Raw genomic sequence first — 14528 nt, 5'->3', positions numbered from 1 at the left:
ATCATGCAAAATTTAGATACGGTATTTTATATTCATCCGGGAAAGTAATCACCCGTCCTTCATCGATCGCCTGCAAGCCCAACAAGCCCAAAACAGAAGAATAGTAGGCTTCTTCCACCAGGTCGGGAGCAGGTTTGCCGGTAATGGCAGCTTCGCAGAAAGCGGTAACCAACTCGACAGAACCGTCGCCGGCAGCACCTACCGATGACTGTCCGCTGATCGTCGTGACATTGTCCATGATCAAATGCCCCTTGTTTACCGATGCCGTTTCAGGCACCCAGCTCGGACCGGCAAATGAAACATTGTCGAAAATCCCATGTTCGATCTGGTTGATCAACTGCATGATACCGGGAGCAGGTTCGGCATCCTCAAAATAATATTTGCCTTTCTCCGGTTCCATCGTGCCCTTACTGCCCATGATCTCTTCTTCAAGGCCATAAAACTTGTTGGCTATCATCGACTCGTAGGTCATCTTCACGCCGTTCGGATAATGGTAAATCAAATTGATGCTGTCATACACCTCGCGACCATCCTTCCAATAGACGATATCTCCCATGCCTGCCACCTTTTCGGGAAGCATCTTCAACGCCCAGTTTCCCACCTGCAACTGATGGGTAGCCAACTCCGTCACCAGGCCGCATGAATAGTCTTTATATAAACGCCAGTTGATCTTACGTTCCAAATCGGGAGAAGGAACGGGACGGCGCCAGTCGTTATTGCGGAACCAGTATGCCCGTATCGAGTTAATCTCTCCCAACAAGCCGGCATGGACCATTTCCATCGCCTTTATATATTTCGGATCATATAAACGCTGCTGGCCGATAAACATCACCTTGCCGGATTCTTTAAAGACATTGTACATATCCAGGCAGCCCTGGCACGTCATCGCCATCGACTTTTCGCAAAACGTATGCTTGCCTGCATGCAAGGCATCGATCGTGATATGCGCATGTTCGTAGAGCGGAGTGGCGATCATGACTGCCTGCACGTCTTTGTCTTCTAAAAGTTTCCGGTAATCATCATACGTCTTCGCTTTCGGATAAAGGGCCGAAGCCTCTTTCAGGTGGGGAGGATAATTATCACACAAGGCAACCACATCGGCATACGGAATTGTCTTCAGGTTATTCAGGTGGTACTGTCCGCGTGAACCTGTACCGATAAATCCGATCCGCACTTTTTCCTTCGCGATCTGTGCCTTATCGTCAGCGCTGCAGGACTGCAACCAGGGAAACGCGGAAAGCAGCGCACCGCCCCCCCCAATCATTCCCAGCTCCTTGAAGAAGTCCCGCCGGCTTAAATTGACTGAATTCTCATCATTTTTCATAACTTATATACATGTTTTTCATAAATATCAAATTGAGACGCGATTACCGGAATACGCTCATCGCCGGCAATCATAAAGGCAGTTGTCAGGATCTCCGCCACTACCGGATCTTTCGCCACCACCGACACCATTTTCTTATCATCCACGAATGCTCCCGTATGCGGGTTCACGATGTGGCGCGGATGGGAAGGCATATTTCCGGATGTCGAAAGCGAACTGTCACACAACTTCAAATCGGCCACCCGCTCCTTCGTAAACGGATTGTCAAGGCCGATCGGCCAATATTCGCCGCACGGATGCGTACCGACCGCCAGGACCGAACTATTCCCGAAATTGACAAGCGCCTTGCCGATCCCGTTTTCTTCTAACAGCTCCCGTATTTTAGCAAGCGCATATCCTTTCCCGTACCCGCCGAGATCAATGTGTAAAGATTCGGAAAAGAAAAAAATGCTTTTATCTTCCTCCGTCAACAATACCTGATTGAATCCCTGCAAAGTTATATCAAAATATCCTTCCGTCAACTCATTGTAACGCTTGCAGTTCTGCAATATATTCCAAAGCTCTTCCCCAACCGTCACCGGATAATGCCCGGCTTCCCGGTTAACAAACGAAACTTCGCTCTCCGGATCGAACCGGTTCAGCATCTTATCCAGCCGCCGCACTTCCGATTCGACCTTTTCCCAGACCGCACCAAGAAGACAGGGATCGCTGCCGACCATCAGGATGTCGAACTGCGTTCCCATTACCGACGACATGGATCCATGGAAAAGCCCGGAAGCCGCATAGTAGTTAGAATAAGACATAAGCCATTTGCTATTTTTTTACATGGTACAAAAGAGGTGTGCGTACACACTTTGCAAATATAGGGGATTTGTTCGTTTTACGAATAGAATTAGGCAACCTTTTTCTCAAAAGGTTGCCTAATTAGCGTTTATTTTCGTTTAAAACATTTACAATTCAATCTTCGCCAAACAGAACTCCGGATTCACGACGATGGCATAAACATCGTTTTCGCCCGGCGTCGCGGCGATTCGGAGCGTAGGCATTTAGCTTATCGTTTTTTTAGACCTTATTGTAATAAACGTACGAATACCCATTGGTCCAAATCGAAACAACATGGCATATATTTTGTTTTTCTACCCCGTTTATTTCAAATTATCCGCAAGGGTAATATTTTTTAAGAAACACATAATCCGACAACCGGCTAAATATCAGCGACATAATTATTTATTGGTTTTTAGGAGGGAATATTGTATTTTTTTACTTGAAAAACAGGCTTTATTACGTATCAAAAAAGTTGCCTGCCAATACCATTTTGATGTGGCCGACGCTGAAAAAAGAAACCTGCCATTCGTTTATTACAAGATAATAGCTTACATTTGCATCTAAAAGTATTATCTAAAATCTATGATTCCGATGAGTACACAAATATGTAAAAATTTGATTGCGCTTTTTCTTTTAGGAATGTTCGTAACCGGTTGCAATACAAACACGAAGCGAACGGCCGATAATGATATCAAATTCGATTCCATCCGGGTGGATCGGACCTATCACCTGCTGGATAATCCGGATAATCCCAATTGCAACCTGCAATTGAACTTCACCTATCCTGCCAAATTCTCCGATAAAGAGATTCTGAAAAAGATGCAGAATGATTTCGTCCTCTCCTACTTCGGCGAAAATTACGAAAACCTGTCCCCCGAAGAGGCGGTCGCCAAATACACGGAAGATTATCTGAATAACTATAAAGAGCTGGAAGCCGATTTCAAGGCGGAACTGGAAAAGAAGGACGATCTGCCGGTCGGAGCCTGGTTCTCTTATTTCGAAATGTCGTCGGACGAAATCGTCTACAACCAGAATGACATTCTGAGCTACACCGTAAGTTTTGAAAACTATACAGGCGGCGCACACGGTTCGCATGCCTACAACAACCATGTGATCAACCTGAAAACAGGCAATGCGATCACGGAAGAAGATATTTTCATCGAAAACTTCCAGGACAGCCTCGCACAGATATTAATCGACCATATTGCCAAACAAAACAAGGTGGAGAATCCGAAAGACCTCGAAAACATCGGGTTCTTCAGTGTCGAAGAAATCTTTCCGAACGGTAATTTCCTGGTCGACGGGAACGGCATCACATATACCTTTAATGAATATGAGATCGCCGCTTACGTAGTAAGAGAAACAAATGTGTTCTTACCCTACGCGGAAATCCAATATCTATTGAAGAAAGACAGTCCGATCGCGAAACTAATTGACAATTAAAGTAGAATACTAAAAAGCCTATTCATAAATATATATATGGACAACAACATAGCAAATCCCCCTAATTTGTCAATTGTCAATTGTCAATTGACAATTCTAAAGGGTTATTTTCCGGAACTGACCGATGAACAGAAGGTACAGATAGATGCCTTGTTCGACTTATATTCGGACTGGAATTCCAAGATCAATGTAATTTCACGCAAAGATATAGAGAATCTGTACCTGCATCACGTGCTTCATTCGCTGGGCATCCTGAAGATGTTGAAATTCAAAAAAGGATCGACAGTTATGGATATCGGTACGGGAGGAGGTTTTCCCGGCATTCCGCTTGCGATCCTGCATCCTGAAGTACAGTTTCATTTGGTAGACAGTATCGGGAAAAAGATCAAAGTCGGACAAGCCGTAGCCGAAGCGATCGGTCTGAAAAACGTCACTTTCCGCCATTGCCGCGCCGAAGAAGAAAAGCAATTGTTCGACTTTGTCGTGAGCCGTGCCGTCATGCCGCTGGCCGATCTGGTAAAAATTGCTCGTAAGAATATAAAAAAAGAACAACAAAATGCACTTCCCAATGGTTTGATTTGTTTGAAGGGAGGAGAGTTGCAGCATGAAATATTGCCATTCCGCAAACAAGCTGTCAGCCTCAGCCTGAGTGACCATTTTAAAGAAGAATTTTTCCAAACTAAAAAAGTTGTTTACGTACCGTTATGATTACAATAAAATTGTTTGAGTTCAATTATTTCCAGGAGAATACATTCCTGCTGTATGATGATACACGCGAAGCCGTGCTGATCGATTGTGGCTGCTGCCGCAAGGAAGAGGAAAAGGAGCTGGCAGGCTTCATCCTCGAAAACAAATTGACGTTAAAGCATTTGCTCTGCACTCACCTGCACGTGGATCACGTATTCGGAAACGGTTTTATATATAAGACATACGGTTTGAAACCCGAAGCGAACAAGCTGGATGTCGAGAAACTGCCCTCTCCTGACGAACAGGCCAAGCTGTTCGGACTGCGTCAGCATGTCGAGAACGTCCCGGTTGAAAAGTATATCGTAGGAGGCGAAACCATCAAGTTCGGCACATCCGAACTTCAAGTGCTGACTGTTCCCGGACATTCACCCGGCAGTGTCGCTTTCTATAACAAAAAGAACGGCTTTGCGATTGTCGGCGACGCGCTGTTTGCCGGAAGCATCGGTCGTACCGACCTCTGGGGCGGAAACCAGGAAGTATTGGTCGCCGCTATCCGCGACAAGCTCCTTTCGCTTCCCGACGAGACAGTAATCTATCCGGGACACGGGCCGGAGACAAGAGTCATCGATGAAAATTTTAATAATCCCTATTTATAAACTACATAATATTATGGACACAAATAAATTTGTAAACCGCCACGTTGGCATTTCGGCAGAAGACATTCCTTCCATGCTGCAAGCCATCGGCGTCAAGTCGGTTGACGAGTTGATCGATCAGACCATCCCGTCCGACATCCGTTTGAAAGAGCCGCTTAACCTTCCCGAACCCATGACGGAACGTGAGTTCGCAGAACACATCTCCGAGCTGGCTTCCAAGAACGAAGTCTTTACTTCTTATATCGGAATGGGCTGGTACGACACGGTTTGCCCCGCTCCTATCCAACGTAACGTATTTGAAAATCCGGTTTGGTACACTTCCTACACTCCGTACCAGGCAGAAGTTTCGCAGGGACGCCTGGAAGCCTTGCTGAATTTCCAGACTGTTATTGCGGAACTGACCGGCCTGCCGCTAACGAACTGCTCCCTCCTGGACGAAGCGACAGCTGCTGCCGAAGCGGCAACCATGTTCCACGGAAGCCGGAGCCGTGCGCAGGTGAAGTCTGAAGCTAATACGCTCTTTGTCGACGAAAACGTATTTGCCTCTACACTGGCCGTTATCAACACCCGCATGATCCCGCAAGGCATCAAGGTTATAGTGGGCGATTACAAGACATTTGAATTCACTCCGGATGTGTTCGGGGCGATTGTCCAGTACCCGAATGCCGACGGTTCGATTGAAGATTATAAAGAATTTATCGCGCGTGCCAATGCTGGCGGAGCACGTGTCGCCGTTGCTGCCGACCTGATGAGCCTCGTCTTGCTGACTCCTCCGGGAGAATGGGGAGCGGACGTCGTGTTCGGGAGCAGCCAGCGTTTCGGTATCCCGATGTTCTACGGCGGCCCGTCTGCCGCTTTCTTTGCTACGAAAGACGAATACAAGCGTTCCATCCCCGGACGTATCATCGGTATCTCCAAAGATGCCTATGGACATGCGGCTTATCGCTTGGCTTTACAGACACGCGAACAGCATATCAAACGTGAAAAAGCGACTTCCAATATCTGCACGGCTCAAGCCCTGCTTGCCACGATGGCCGGTTTCTATGCCGTATACCACGGGGCAGAAGGATTGAAGAACATCGCCGGACGCATCCACGCTTCTGCCGGTTTCCTGGCGGGCGAACTGGAAAAATTAGGTTACAAGCAACTGAACAAAGATTATTTCGACACGCTGAAAATTCAATTGCCGGAACATGTTTCCGTTAATGCGCTCCGCGAAATCGCACTCGAATGCAAGGTGAACCTGCGCTATTTCGAAGCCGGACAGGTCGGCATCAGCTTGGACGAAACGACTCAGCCTACCGATATCGGCGTATTATTGTATATCTTCGCCGGGGCAGCCGGAAAGGATTACATGCTGAAAGAGGCTGTTCCCGAAAAGACTTATTTCGATCCGAAATTCACCCGTACTTCCGAATTCCTGCAGGAAGACGTATTCAAGAAATATCATACCGAAACGGAGCTGATGCGCTACATCACCCGTCTGGGACGCAAGGATGTTTCATTGGCCCAGTCGATGATATCCTTAGGTTCTTGCACAATGAAACTGAATCCGGCATCGACCATGCTGCCGCTCAGCCGCCCGGAATTCATGAATATCCATCCGTATGCGCCGGAAGAACAGGTTGAAGGCTATAAGGAACTGATTGAAAACTTATCGGCTTACCTGTGCGAGATCACCGGATTCAAAGGCTGTACGTTGCAACCGAATTCCGGAGCCGCCGGCGAATACACAGGTCTGCGCGTGATCCGGGCTTACCTGGAAAGCATCGGGCAGGGACATCGCAACATCGTCCTGCTTCCCGCTTCCGCCCACGGCACGAACCCGGCAAGTGCAATCCAGTGCGGGTTCACGACCGTAACAGTAAAATGTGACGACAAGGGGAATATCGACCTGGAAGATTTCCGTGCGAAAGCCGAAGCCAACAAGGACAACCTGGCTGCCAGCATGATCACTTATCCGTCTACTCACGGTATCTTCGAAGTGGACATCAAGGAAATGTGCGACATTGTGCACGCTTGCGGCGGCCAGCTCTATATGGACGGAGCCAATATGAACGCTCAGGTCGGCCTGACAAATCCGGGTACTATCGGTGCTGACGTCTGCCACCTGAACCTGCATAAGACTTTCTCTTCTCCTCACGGGGGCGGCGGTCCCGGAGTAGGTCCGATCTGCGTTGCCGAACATCTCGTACCGTTCCTGCCGCAGCATCCGGTATTGTGGGGCAACGACTTGAACACAGTCTCCGCAGCACCTTATGGCAGCGCGGGCATTCTGCCGATCACGTATGCTTATATCCGCATGCTGGGAACAGAAGGTTTGGAAACGGTCACCAAGACTGCGATCCTGAACGCAAACTATCTGGCGGCTAAATTCAAAGACACTTACGGAATCGTTTACACAGGTGCTACAGGCCGCGTCGGCCATGAACTGATCCTGGAATGTCGCACGGTAAAAGAACGTTCGGGTATCGACGAAGGCGATATCGCCAAACGTCTGATGGACTTCGGTTACCACGCTCCTACTCTTTCCTTCCCGGTCCACGGCACTCTGATGGTCGAACCGACCGAAAGCGAAAGCAAAGCCGAACTGGATCGCTTCGTTGAAGTGTTGGAATGTATCTGGGACGAAATCAAGGAAGTGGAAGAAGGCAAGGCTTCGAAGGAAGACAACGTGCTGAAGAACGCTCCTCATCCGGAATACGAAGTAACAGCCGACGAATGGAAACACGAATATCCGCGCAGCAAGGCCGCCTTCCCGCTGGAATGGTTGCACGACAGTAAATTCTGGATTAACGTGGCCCGCGTAGACAATGCGTATGGCGACCGCAACCTGATCCCGACACTTTGCGCATGCGAAATTTAATATAAACCGGTATAACGCAAACGGCACGAAAACGCAGCTCTTATTTTCTCATCTGCTTTCCCCGCCGTTTGCGTTATTTTTTTTAATAACAAACAACAAATTCAATGAACACGACAACTAAAGAGAAAATCAAATTCAGTAAAGCATTTTGGGTAGCAAATACCGTTGAACTCTTCGAACGTGCCGCGTACTACGGCGTTTTCATCGTAATCACCCTTTATCTAAGCCGGATTCTCGGATTCAATGACATTCAGGCGGCCGGTATCGCCGGTGTCTTTTCTGCCTGCCTCTATCTGTTCCCTACTTTCGCCGGAGCACTTGCCGATAAGATCGGTTTCCGCAACTCCATGCTGATAGCTTTCGCCCTGCTCACTTTGGGCTATCTGGGACTGGCCGTCTATCCGACTTGGCTACAGTCTGCCGGATTGGTGCAATACGGAACGACCACCACTTTCACCGGGCTGTTAGAAAGCAACCTGCAATACGGGATCATCCCGATTATGATCCTGATCGTATGCGGTGGTGCTTTCATCAAGAGCGTGATTTCCGGAACGGTAGCCAAAGAGACGACTCCCGAAACCCGTGCCAAAGGATTCTCTATCTTTTACGCAATGGTTAACATCGGTGCTTTCTCCGGTAAGACGATTGTCAAGCCGCTCCGCGAAGCTCTCGGAAACGAGGGGCTTATCACGCTGAACTACTTCTCTGCCTCCATGACATTTCTGGCTTTACTGGCGATCTGGTTCTTCTACAAGAGCAGCCAGCATAGCGGTGAAGGAAAAACATTCAGCCAAATCTGGCAGGCATTGTTAAAAGTCTGCTGCAACGGGCGTCTCATAATCCTGATCCTGATCATTACCGGATTCTGGATGGTGCAACACCAGTTATATGCGACAATGCCTAAATATGTACTTCGCCTGGCAGGCGAAGGGGCTTCTCCTTCGTGGTATGCGAATGTGAATCCGTTGGTCGTAGTCCTGACGGTCAACCTGGTCACTCAGTTGATGCGAAAGAAAACCGCACTGACGTCTATGACCATCGGGATGTTCATCATGCCGGTATCTGCTTTATGCATGGCTTCCGGTAATATGCTGGACGGCAGTTCCACTATCCTGGGGATGCACCCGGTTGCCTTTATGATGGTGGTCGGCATTGTCTTTCAGGGATTGGCCGAGACTTTCATCTCTCCCCGCTTCCTCGAATATTTCTCTTTGCAGGCCCCGAAAGGAGAAGAAGGGCTTTATCTGGGATTCAGCCATTTGCACTCTTTCCTTTCCTCCATCCTGGGCTTCGGCCTTTCCGGCTTCCTGCTAAGCAAATATTGCCCGGAACCGACGTTGTTCAGCACACATGAAGAATGGGTAGCCGCCAGTGCGCATGCGCATTACATCTGGTATTATTTCGGGGCGATCGCATTGGTTTCTGCTTTAGCGCTTATCATTTACGGACAGGTGGTAAAGAGGCTGGATGCGAAATAAAAATGACCGCTCTTAATGAAACAAAACAGCCAGGGCTTGTATCACTACAAACCCTGGCCTTCTATCAATGTGTGTCTAATACTTGATAAATGTGTATATACGTTAGGATATTTCTTACTGCCGGAAAAACTCCAATAGCTTTACCAAACTGTCTTCATTTTTCCATTTGATCTTATTTTGTTTTACAAATGCTTTCAATTTCGTTTTACCGTTATCACCAAGGGATTTTTCAACTTCTTTGCGAGTCGCCTCTACGATCTTGTCACCAAAAATAAAATAGTATTCTTCTATCAAAGGAAGATCCTTGCCATCATTCCTTTCAAGTTTCATCTGTACATGGCTCAGATTCGAGATACCTCCCAATTGAATAGAGGTTAACTGATTTACGGCTGAAACATCCGTACTCATACCATAAGCTCCAGATGTTCCTCTTGACAAAGCTGCCATATCAGCTTTGACCAATTTTACTAAAGAAACTTCTCTGTCTGTTTTAACGAGGCGAACCAGTTCGCCGTTCATATAAACAAATTGATCATTTCCTATCCGGATCAATTCAACATTACGAGGATCAGATTGCAGAACTTTGTCTCCATCCAGATGATGTAATGTGCAATTCTGCAGATGCACATTCAATTTCATGTGCTTCGTCTTCTGTTCTTTCGAGAAATAAACGGTTCCATCCACAAAATCTTCATATAAATAAGGCCACTTTGTCGTTGGGGCATAGCCGGAACCGGAAACTACATTCAACGAGCCCATTCCCCACGACATAGAACAAATCAATATTATTATTCTGACAAACCAGTTCATACTCATTAAATATTATCAGAGAGGAAATGGAAGTGTGTCAAAAATGTCCTGTTCCCGCGCTCGACGCGGAAACAAGAGTTTTTTTGACATACCGCCTCCCCCCCCTTATTAATTAATAACCATCGTTCTGAACCATGTTGGGATTGGCATCCATTTCACTCTTTGGGATTGGCAATGCCCAACGGTAGCTTGGGAACTCAATATCTTTAGCATCTGCAGCTCCCTGATAATCGACACGATGCAAAGATGTTCCGGTACGAGCCATGTCGTAAATCAAATGCCCTTCAAAAGCAAGTTCTTTACGGCGTTCCAACAAGATATTTTCCAATGTAGCCGTAACAGGCGAAGCACCACGGTTTGAAGTAATTGCCAACAAATCACCGTCGGCTGTTGCTCCGGCAATAGTCGCACCATGAGCCAATGCTTCTGCACGGTTCAGGTACATTTCCGAAAGACGAAGTACTACAATATTTGCATAAGACGGCCTTGATGAAGCATCCTTTGCGGTATACTTTGTCGTCCAGAAATGATCAGGAGCCTCTTTGTGAGACTTGAATAATTTAAGGCGAACATCACCAGCTTCATACAAATCACGTAAATCGGCAGTAGATGCAACGTCAGCATATCCATCCGGATTCGTCATCCAGGAAATATCTTCCCAATACTCGTTATAATAATTTTTATCACTGCCATACACTTCAAAAATTACTTCTCCTCCATCCGAAGCATCTTTTCCCCAGACATTTGGCAATTGACTTTCCGTAAAGATACTAAATAGGCCACTATCTATAACCTTCGTAGCATAATCTGCACATTTTTGCCATTCGCCCATATATAAATACACTCTTGAGAGCAAGCCCCAAATAGCAGGTTTGCTGACTACAGAATAAGGATCGGCTGCATCGTAACGCGTATACTCGTCATCCATCAGGCTTTCCGCTTCTAATAAATCTTTTACAACCTGATCGAAACACTCAGCCACGGTATTACGAGAAGGGCGTGCATCTTTATCTACAACCAATGTGATGGAAACTCCCGGACTTTGTGGAGCATAAGTATAAGGTTGTGCATACGTGCGTAACAGATCAAAATAAGATAACGCACGTAAAAACATCGCTTCCCCCTTAATATTATTCAAATCCTGAGTCGTCACATCCGGAAGTTCTTTGCCATCGACATTGTTAATTATATTATTTGCCTGAGCAATTAGAAAATAGGCATAGTTCCATAAACCCGACGTATTAGAATCCAGATAGACCCAACTATATTCATTTATATATCGTCCGGAAGTAAAGTCCGTATTTGTCGGATTTTTTGCATTGCCGGAACGTAATTCGCAACTCAACACGAAACCTGCACCATACCAAGTTCCATCATTTAAGGCACTATACGTGCCAAGCATCGCTTTGTTTAACGATTCGTAAGTTGACAAAACTGTTTCCGTATCAAGCTCCGTAACAGGTTCTTCCGTCAAAAAACCATTACAGGAAGAAAGTCCCAGTGTCAACAGCGACAGCCCATATATCATTATCTTTTTCATATTCATTCTTTTTTTAATTATTAAAATGTCACATCCAAACCAAATACAAACGACTTAGTCATCGGATAAATACCAGATCCCATACCTTTCACACCACGCTCAGGATCAAAATAATCTACATCATGAAACGTATAAACGTTCATACCACTTGCATAGACCTTTAAATTATTGACGCCGATCATAGACAACCATTGTTTCGGTAAAGTATAAGCCAATGTAACATCTTTTATTCTCACATAACTACCGTTTTCTAAGAAACGTGTTGATACGCTTGAATTCGAACTTGTCGAGTTCCAAGCTACCGGCTTGGGACTACAATTCGTATCACCTGGCTGTTTCCAATAATTCATAGCACTTGCAGCTTGGTTCATTGACATCTGCTGGCCATCCGAATGCAAATAACTATTTTCCGAAATTAAAATTTTATTTCCAAATTTTCCCTCCAACTGGACATTCAGTGTAATACCTCTCCAAGTTACATCCGTATGGAAACCACCCGTGACAGTCGGCTCCGGACTACCAGCGTTAATATAACGAGCCTGGCTAATTTTATTGGTAAGTTCGCCGTTTTTATCCATCCACATAGCATTTCCAGTTTCCGGATCTACTCCCTGATAATCACGCAAATAAAAAGTAAATAACTTTTCTCCTTTAATATACTTCAAGGCTCCATAGTCAGCATCGCCAATCATTTCATCGCCTGCCAGATCCAGAATCTTACTCTTATTATGCGAAATATTAATACCTGCATTCCACTGTACATCCTTTGTTTCAATTATATTTGCGTCAAACTGGAATTCAACTCCGGTATTCCGTAATGAACCGACATTTTGCATTTGAGAAGTAAAACCGGTCGTTCTTGACAAAGGACGGTCGAGCAACATATCTGTCGTCTTACGGGAGTAAAAATCAATACTACCGGAAAAATGTTTCAGGAAATTATAATCAATACCAATATTCCAGGATTTATTCTTTTCCCACGATAAATAATCATTATTCGGAGAATTTAATAAATAACCGGCTACACCATTATAAAGGGCAGCAGTATATTTTGCATATTGCTGATAATCATCAATATTATTATTACCGTTCACTCCATAACTGGCACGAAGTTTTAACAAATCGATATAATCTACATCTTCCATAAAATGTTCATTATGCAAGTTCCAAGATGCACCTATCGAATAAAAAGTTCCCCAAATATTTTCTTTTCCGAACCGTGAACTACCATCCCAGCGAACAGAGGCTTGCAAATAATAACGACTCGCAAAGTTATAGTCTAAGATACCGAAGAAAGACATCATAGTACTCGCCTCTTCCCAATGTTCCGCAGTTGGGGATGCCGACGTTTGAGGATGAGGAATACCACCATCCACATTTGCTGCATATACATAATCTTGATACCAAGTCCGGTGTAATGCTTCCTGGCCAACCAAGACACGATAATTATGATTTTCTAAAAATGCATTTTCATAAGTAATAGTGTTTGACGTAGTCAACAACCGATATTGATTATTATCAGTCTGAGTCGTTGCCACACCATAATTGGTTTCAGGACTCCAGTAACGCATACCTTGCACAAAACTCATTTCGGCAGAGTTGGTCGTTTTGACAACCAAACCTTTTATCGGAGTCCACTGCAAATACATGTTTCCGTTAAAACTATATTTCTTTGCATACTGCTTGTCATATTCGGCTGTTGCCCTTGGATTCGTATTACTATTTTCCGGAATATTCAATGAATGACTACCATCTTCATTATAAGGTTTTGTCCAAGGTTGAATAGTCATTCCTGCAAAAATAGGATTGGAATAATACAAACTTTGCATAGCGACGTCTTCACTATTCGAATAACCGACATTCACACGGACACCGGTCTTCAAATATTTATTCAATTCATGATCAACATTTACACGTGCCTGAATCCTTTCAAATTTAATTCCATAAAATACACCTTCATTTTTATGATAGGAAGCAGAACTAAAATAAGAAGTTTTATTACTTCCTCCCGTTGCTGAAATTTCATATTCTTGCAAATGTCCGGCACGGGTAAAATGATCCATCCAATCAGTCATTGGCTGCTGCAACATATTCTGCGGATAATAATAAGATCCCATTTCCGAATCATCAGGATTATAACCGGCATTGATAAGCGCATCACGGCGGAATGTCCAAAGTTCCTGACCATTCATCGCACGGTAATTATTATCATTTGCCAAAGAAGAAACACCATATTTTGCACGAGCTGTAAAACGGCTTTTTCCCTCTTTTCCCGACTTCGTAGTAACCAAAATAACACCATTCGCAGCACGTGAACCGTAAACAGAAGCGGCAGCGGCATCTTTCAATACTGTAATGCTTTCTATATCATTTGGATTGATCATAGCCAAAGCATTTGAGGTGTTTGTAAAAGTGCCTTGTTCTCCAGACATAACCGCGACACCATCAATAACATATAAAGGTTCGTTGCCAGCATTGATTGAACTGATACCACGAATACGGATTTCAGAGTTAGCACCGGGTTGACCGGAATTGGAAGTTATCTGGACACCAGCCATCTTACCTGCTAACATCTTATCAAAAGAAGAAGCCGTCAACTCGGAAAGTTCTTCACTCGAAACGGAAGTAATAGATCCTGTCTTCGCTTCCCGACGTGTTGTCCCATAACCGACAACGACCACCTCATCCAATATTCTATTATCACCGGCTAAAGTTATTGTCATTAGTCCTGACTGTATTCTCACCTGTTGACTCACCATTCCCACAAACGAAATTAACAGAGTCTTAGCAGAACTACGTCACTATTTTTACAGTATTATATTGATTTTATGTTTGCGAAACACTTAATATAATTAACTTTCAAATTTAATCTTTTAAACACTGATCAAATAACAAGAAA

At 45.1% G+C, this 14528-nt stretch carries 10 protein-coding genes; 5 read left to right on the top strand and 5 right to left on the bottom strand.

Features of this window, described 5'->3' with window-relative positions; translation table 11 throughout:
• Position 1 precedes the first annotated feature (1 nt).
• Complete coding sequence (locus H8S65_RS15210; protein ID WP_186930750.1) at positions 2-1324, bottom strand: Gfo/Idh/MocA family protein; 1323 nt, start codon at positions 1322-1324, stop codon at positions 2-4.
• Complete coding sequence (locus H8S65_RS15205) at positions 1321-2127, bottom strand: FAD:protein FMN transferase (protein WP_186930749.1); 807 nt, start codon at positions 2125-2127, stop codon at positions 1321-1323. The genes H8S65_RS15210 and H8S65_RS15205 overlap by 4 nt, the downstream gene beginning before the upstream one ends.
• Before the next feature lie 613 nt (positions 2128-2740).
• Here H8S65_RS15205 and H8S65_RS15200 point away from each other — a divergent pair.
• The 5 genes from H8S65_RS15200 (at position 2741) to H8S65_RS15180 (ending at position 9279) form a co-directional block, all read left to right on the top strand.
• Positions 2741-3592: a DUF3298 and DUF4163 domain-containing protein gene (locus tag H8S65_RS15200; RefSeq protein WP_186930748.1), complete on the top strand. Its 852-nt coding sequence runs from the start codon at positions 2741-2743 to the stop codon at positions 3590-3592.
• A 36-nt stretch (positions 3593-3628) separates the two neighbouring features.
• Positions 3629-4300: a 16S rRNA (guanine(527)-N(7))-methyltransferase RsmG gene (gene rsmG, locus H8S65_RS15195; RefSeq protein WP_186930747.1), complete on the top strand. Its 672-nt coding sequence runs from the start codon at positions 3629-3631 to the stop codon at positions 4298-4300.
• On the top strand, positions 4297-4935 hold the full coding sequence (locus H8S65_RS15190) for an MBL fold metallo-hydrolase (protein ID WP_186930746.1): 639 nt from the start codon (positions 4297-4299) through the stop codon (positions 4933-4935). Before rsmG ends, H8S65_RS15190 begins: the two co-directional genes overlap by 4 nt.
• 13 nt (positions 4936-4948) lie before the next feature.
• Positions 4949-7801, top strand: coding sequence for an aminomethyl-transferring glycine dehydrogenase (gene gcvP, locus H8S65_RS15185; RefSeq protein WP_186930745.1), 2853 nt, complete (start codon positions 4949-4951; stop codon positions 7799-7801).
• A gap of 104 nt (positions 7802-7905) precedes the next feature.
• Positions 7906-9279 carry an MFS transporter gene (locus H8S65_RS15180; protein WP_186930744.1) on the top strand — a complete coding sequence of 458 codons (1374 nt, stop codon included), beginning with the start codon at positions 7906-7908 and terminating at the stop codon, positions 9277-9279.
• 114 nt (positions 9280-9393) lie between these two features.
• On the opposite strand, the gene H8S65_RS15175 is transcribed toward H8S65_RS15180, so the two are convergent.
• The 3 genes from H8S65_RS15175 to H8S65_RS15165 form a co-directional block, all read right to left on the bottom strand.
• Positions 9394-10050 (bottom strand): hypothetical protein, encoded by a 657-nt coding sequence (locus H8S65_RS15175; RefSeq protein WP_186930743.1) that lies wholly within the window; start codon positions 10048-10050, stop codon positions 9394-9396.
• A gap of 151 nt (positions 10051-10201) precedes the next feature.
• Positions 10202-11629 carry a RagB/SusD family nutrient uptake outer membrane protein gene (locus tag H8S65_RS15170; RefSeq protein WP_186930742.1) on the bottom strand — a complete coding sequence of 476 codons (1428 nt, stop codon included), beginning with the start codon at positions 11627-11629 and terminating at the stop codon, positions 10202-10204.
• A gap of 20 nt (positions 11630-11649) precedes the next feature.
• Positions 11650-14409 carry a SusC/RagA family TonB-linked outer membrane protein gene (locus tag H8S65_RS15165; RefSeq protein ID WP_255489244.1) on the bottom strand — a complete coding sequence of 920 codons (2760 nt, stop codon included), beginning with the start codon at positions 14407-14409 and terminating at the stop codon, positions 11650-11652.
• Between the last annotated feature and the right edge of the window lie 119 nt (positions 14410-14528).

The sequence above is a fragment of the Parabacteroides hominis genome, assembly GCF_014287585.1.
Taxonomy (GTDB): Bacteria; Bacteroidota; Bacteroidia; order Bacteroidales; family Tannerellaceae; genus Parabacteroides; species Parabacteroides hominis.
This window is presented reverse-complemented; position numbering and strand designations above follow the sequence as displayed.

Bases quoted from the DNA above. Each gene is read 5' to 3' on its own strand.
- H8S65_RS15190 (WP_186930746.1), top strand. From the start codon at position 4,297: ATGATTACAATAAAATTGTTTGAGTTCAATTATTTCCAGGAGAATACA.
- H8S65_RS15170 (WP_186930742.1), bottom strand. From the start codon at position 11,629: ATGAAAAAGATAATGATATATGGGCTGTCGCTGTTGACACTGGGACTT.
- H8S65_RS15210 (WP_186930750.1), bottom strand. From the start codon at position 1,324: ATGAAAAATGATGAGAATTCAGTCAATTTAAGCCGGCGGGACTTCTTC.
- gcvP (WP_186930745.1), top strand. From the start codon at position 4,949: ATGGACACAAATAAATTTGTAAACCGCCACGTTGGCATTTCGGCAGAA.
- rsmG (WP_186930747.1), top strand. From the start codon at position 3,629: ATGGACAACAACATAGCAAATCCCCCTAATTTGTCAATTGTCAATTGT.
- H8S65_RS15175 (WP_186930743.1), bottom strand. From the start codon at position 10,050: ATGTCGTGGGGAATGGGCTCGTTGAATGTAGTTTCCGGTTCCGGCTAT.
- H8S65_RS15180 (WP_186930744.1), top strand. From the start codon at position 7,906: ATGAACACGACAACTAAAGAGAAAATCAAATTCAGTAAAGCATTTTGG.
- H8S65_RS15205 (WP_186930749.1), bottom strand. From the start codon at position 2,127: ATGTCTTATTCTAACTACTATGCGGCTTCCGGGCTTTTCCATGGATCC.
- H8S65_RS15200 (WP_186930748.1), top strand. From the start codon at position 2,741: ATGAGTACACAAATATGTAAAAATTTGATTGCGCTTTTTCTTTTAGGA.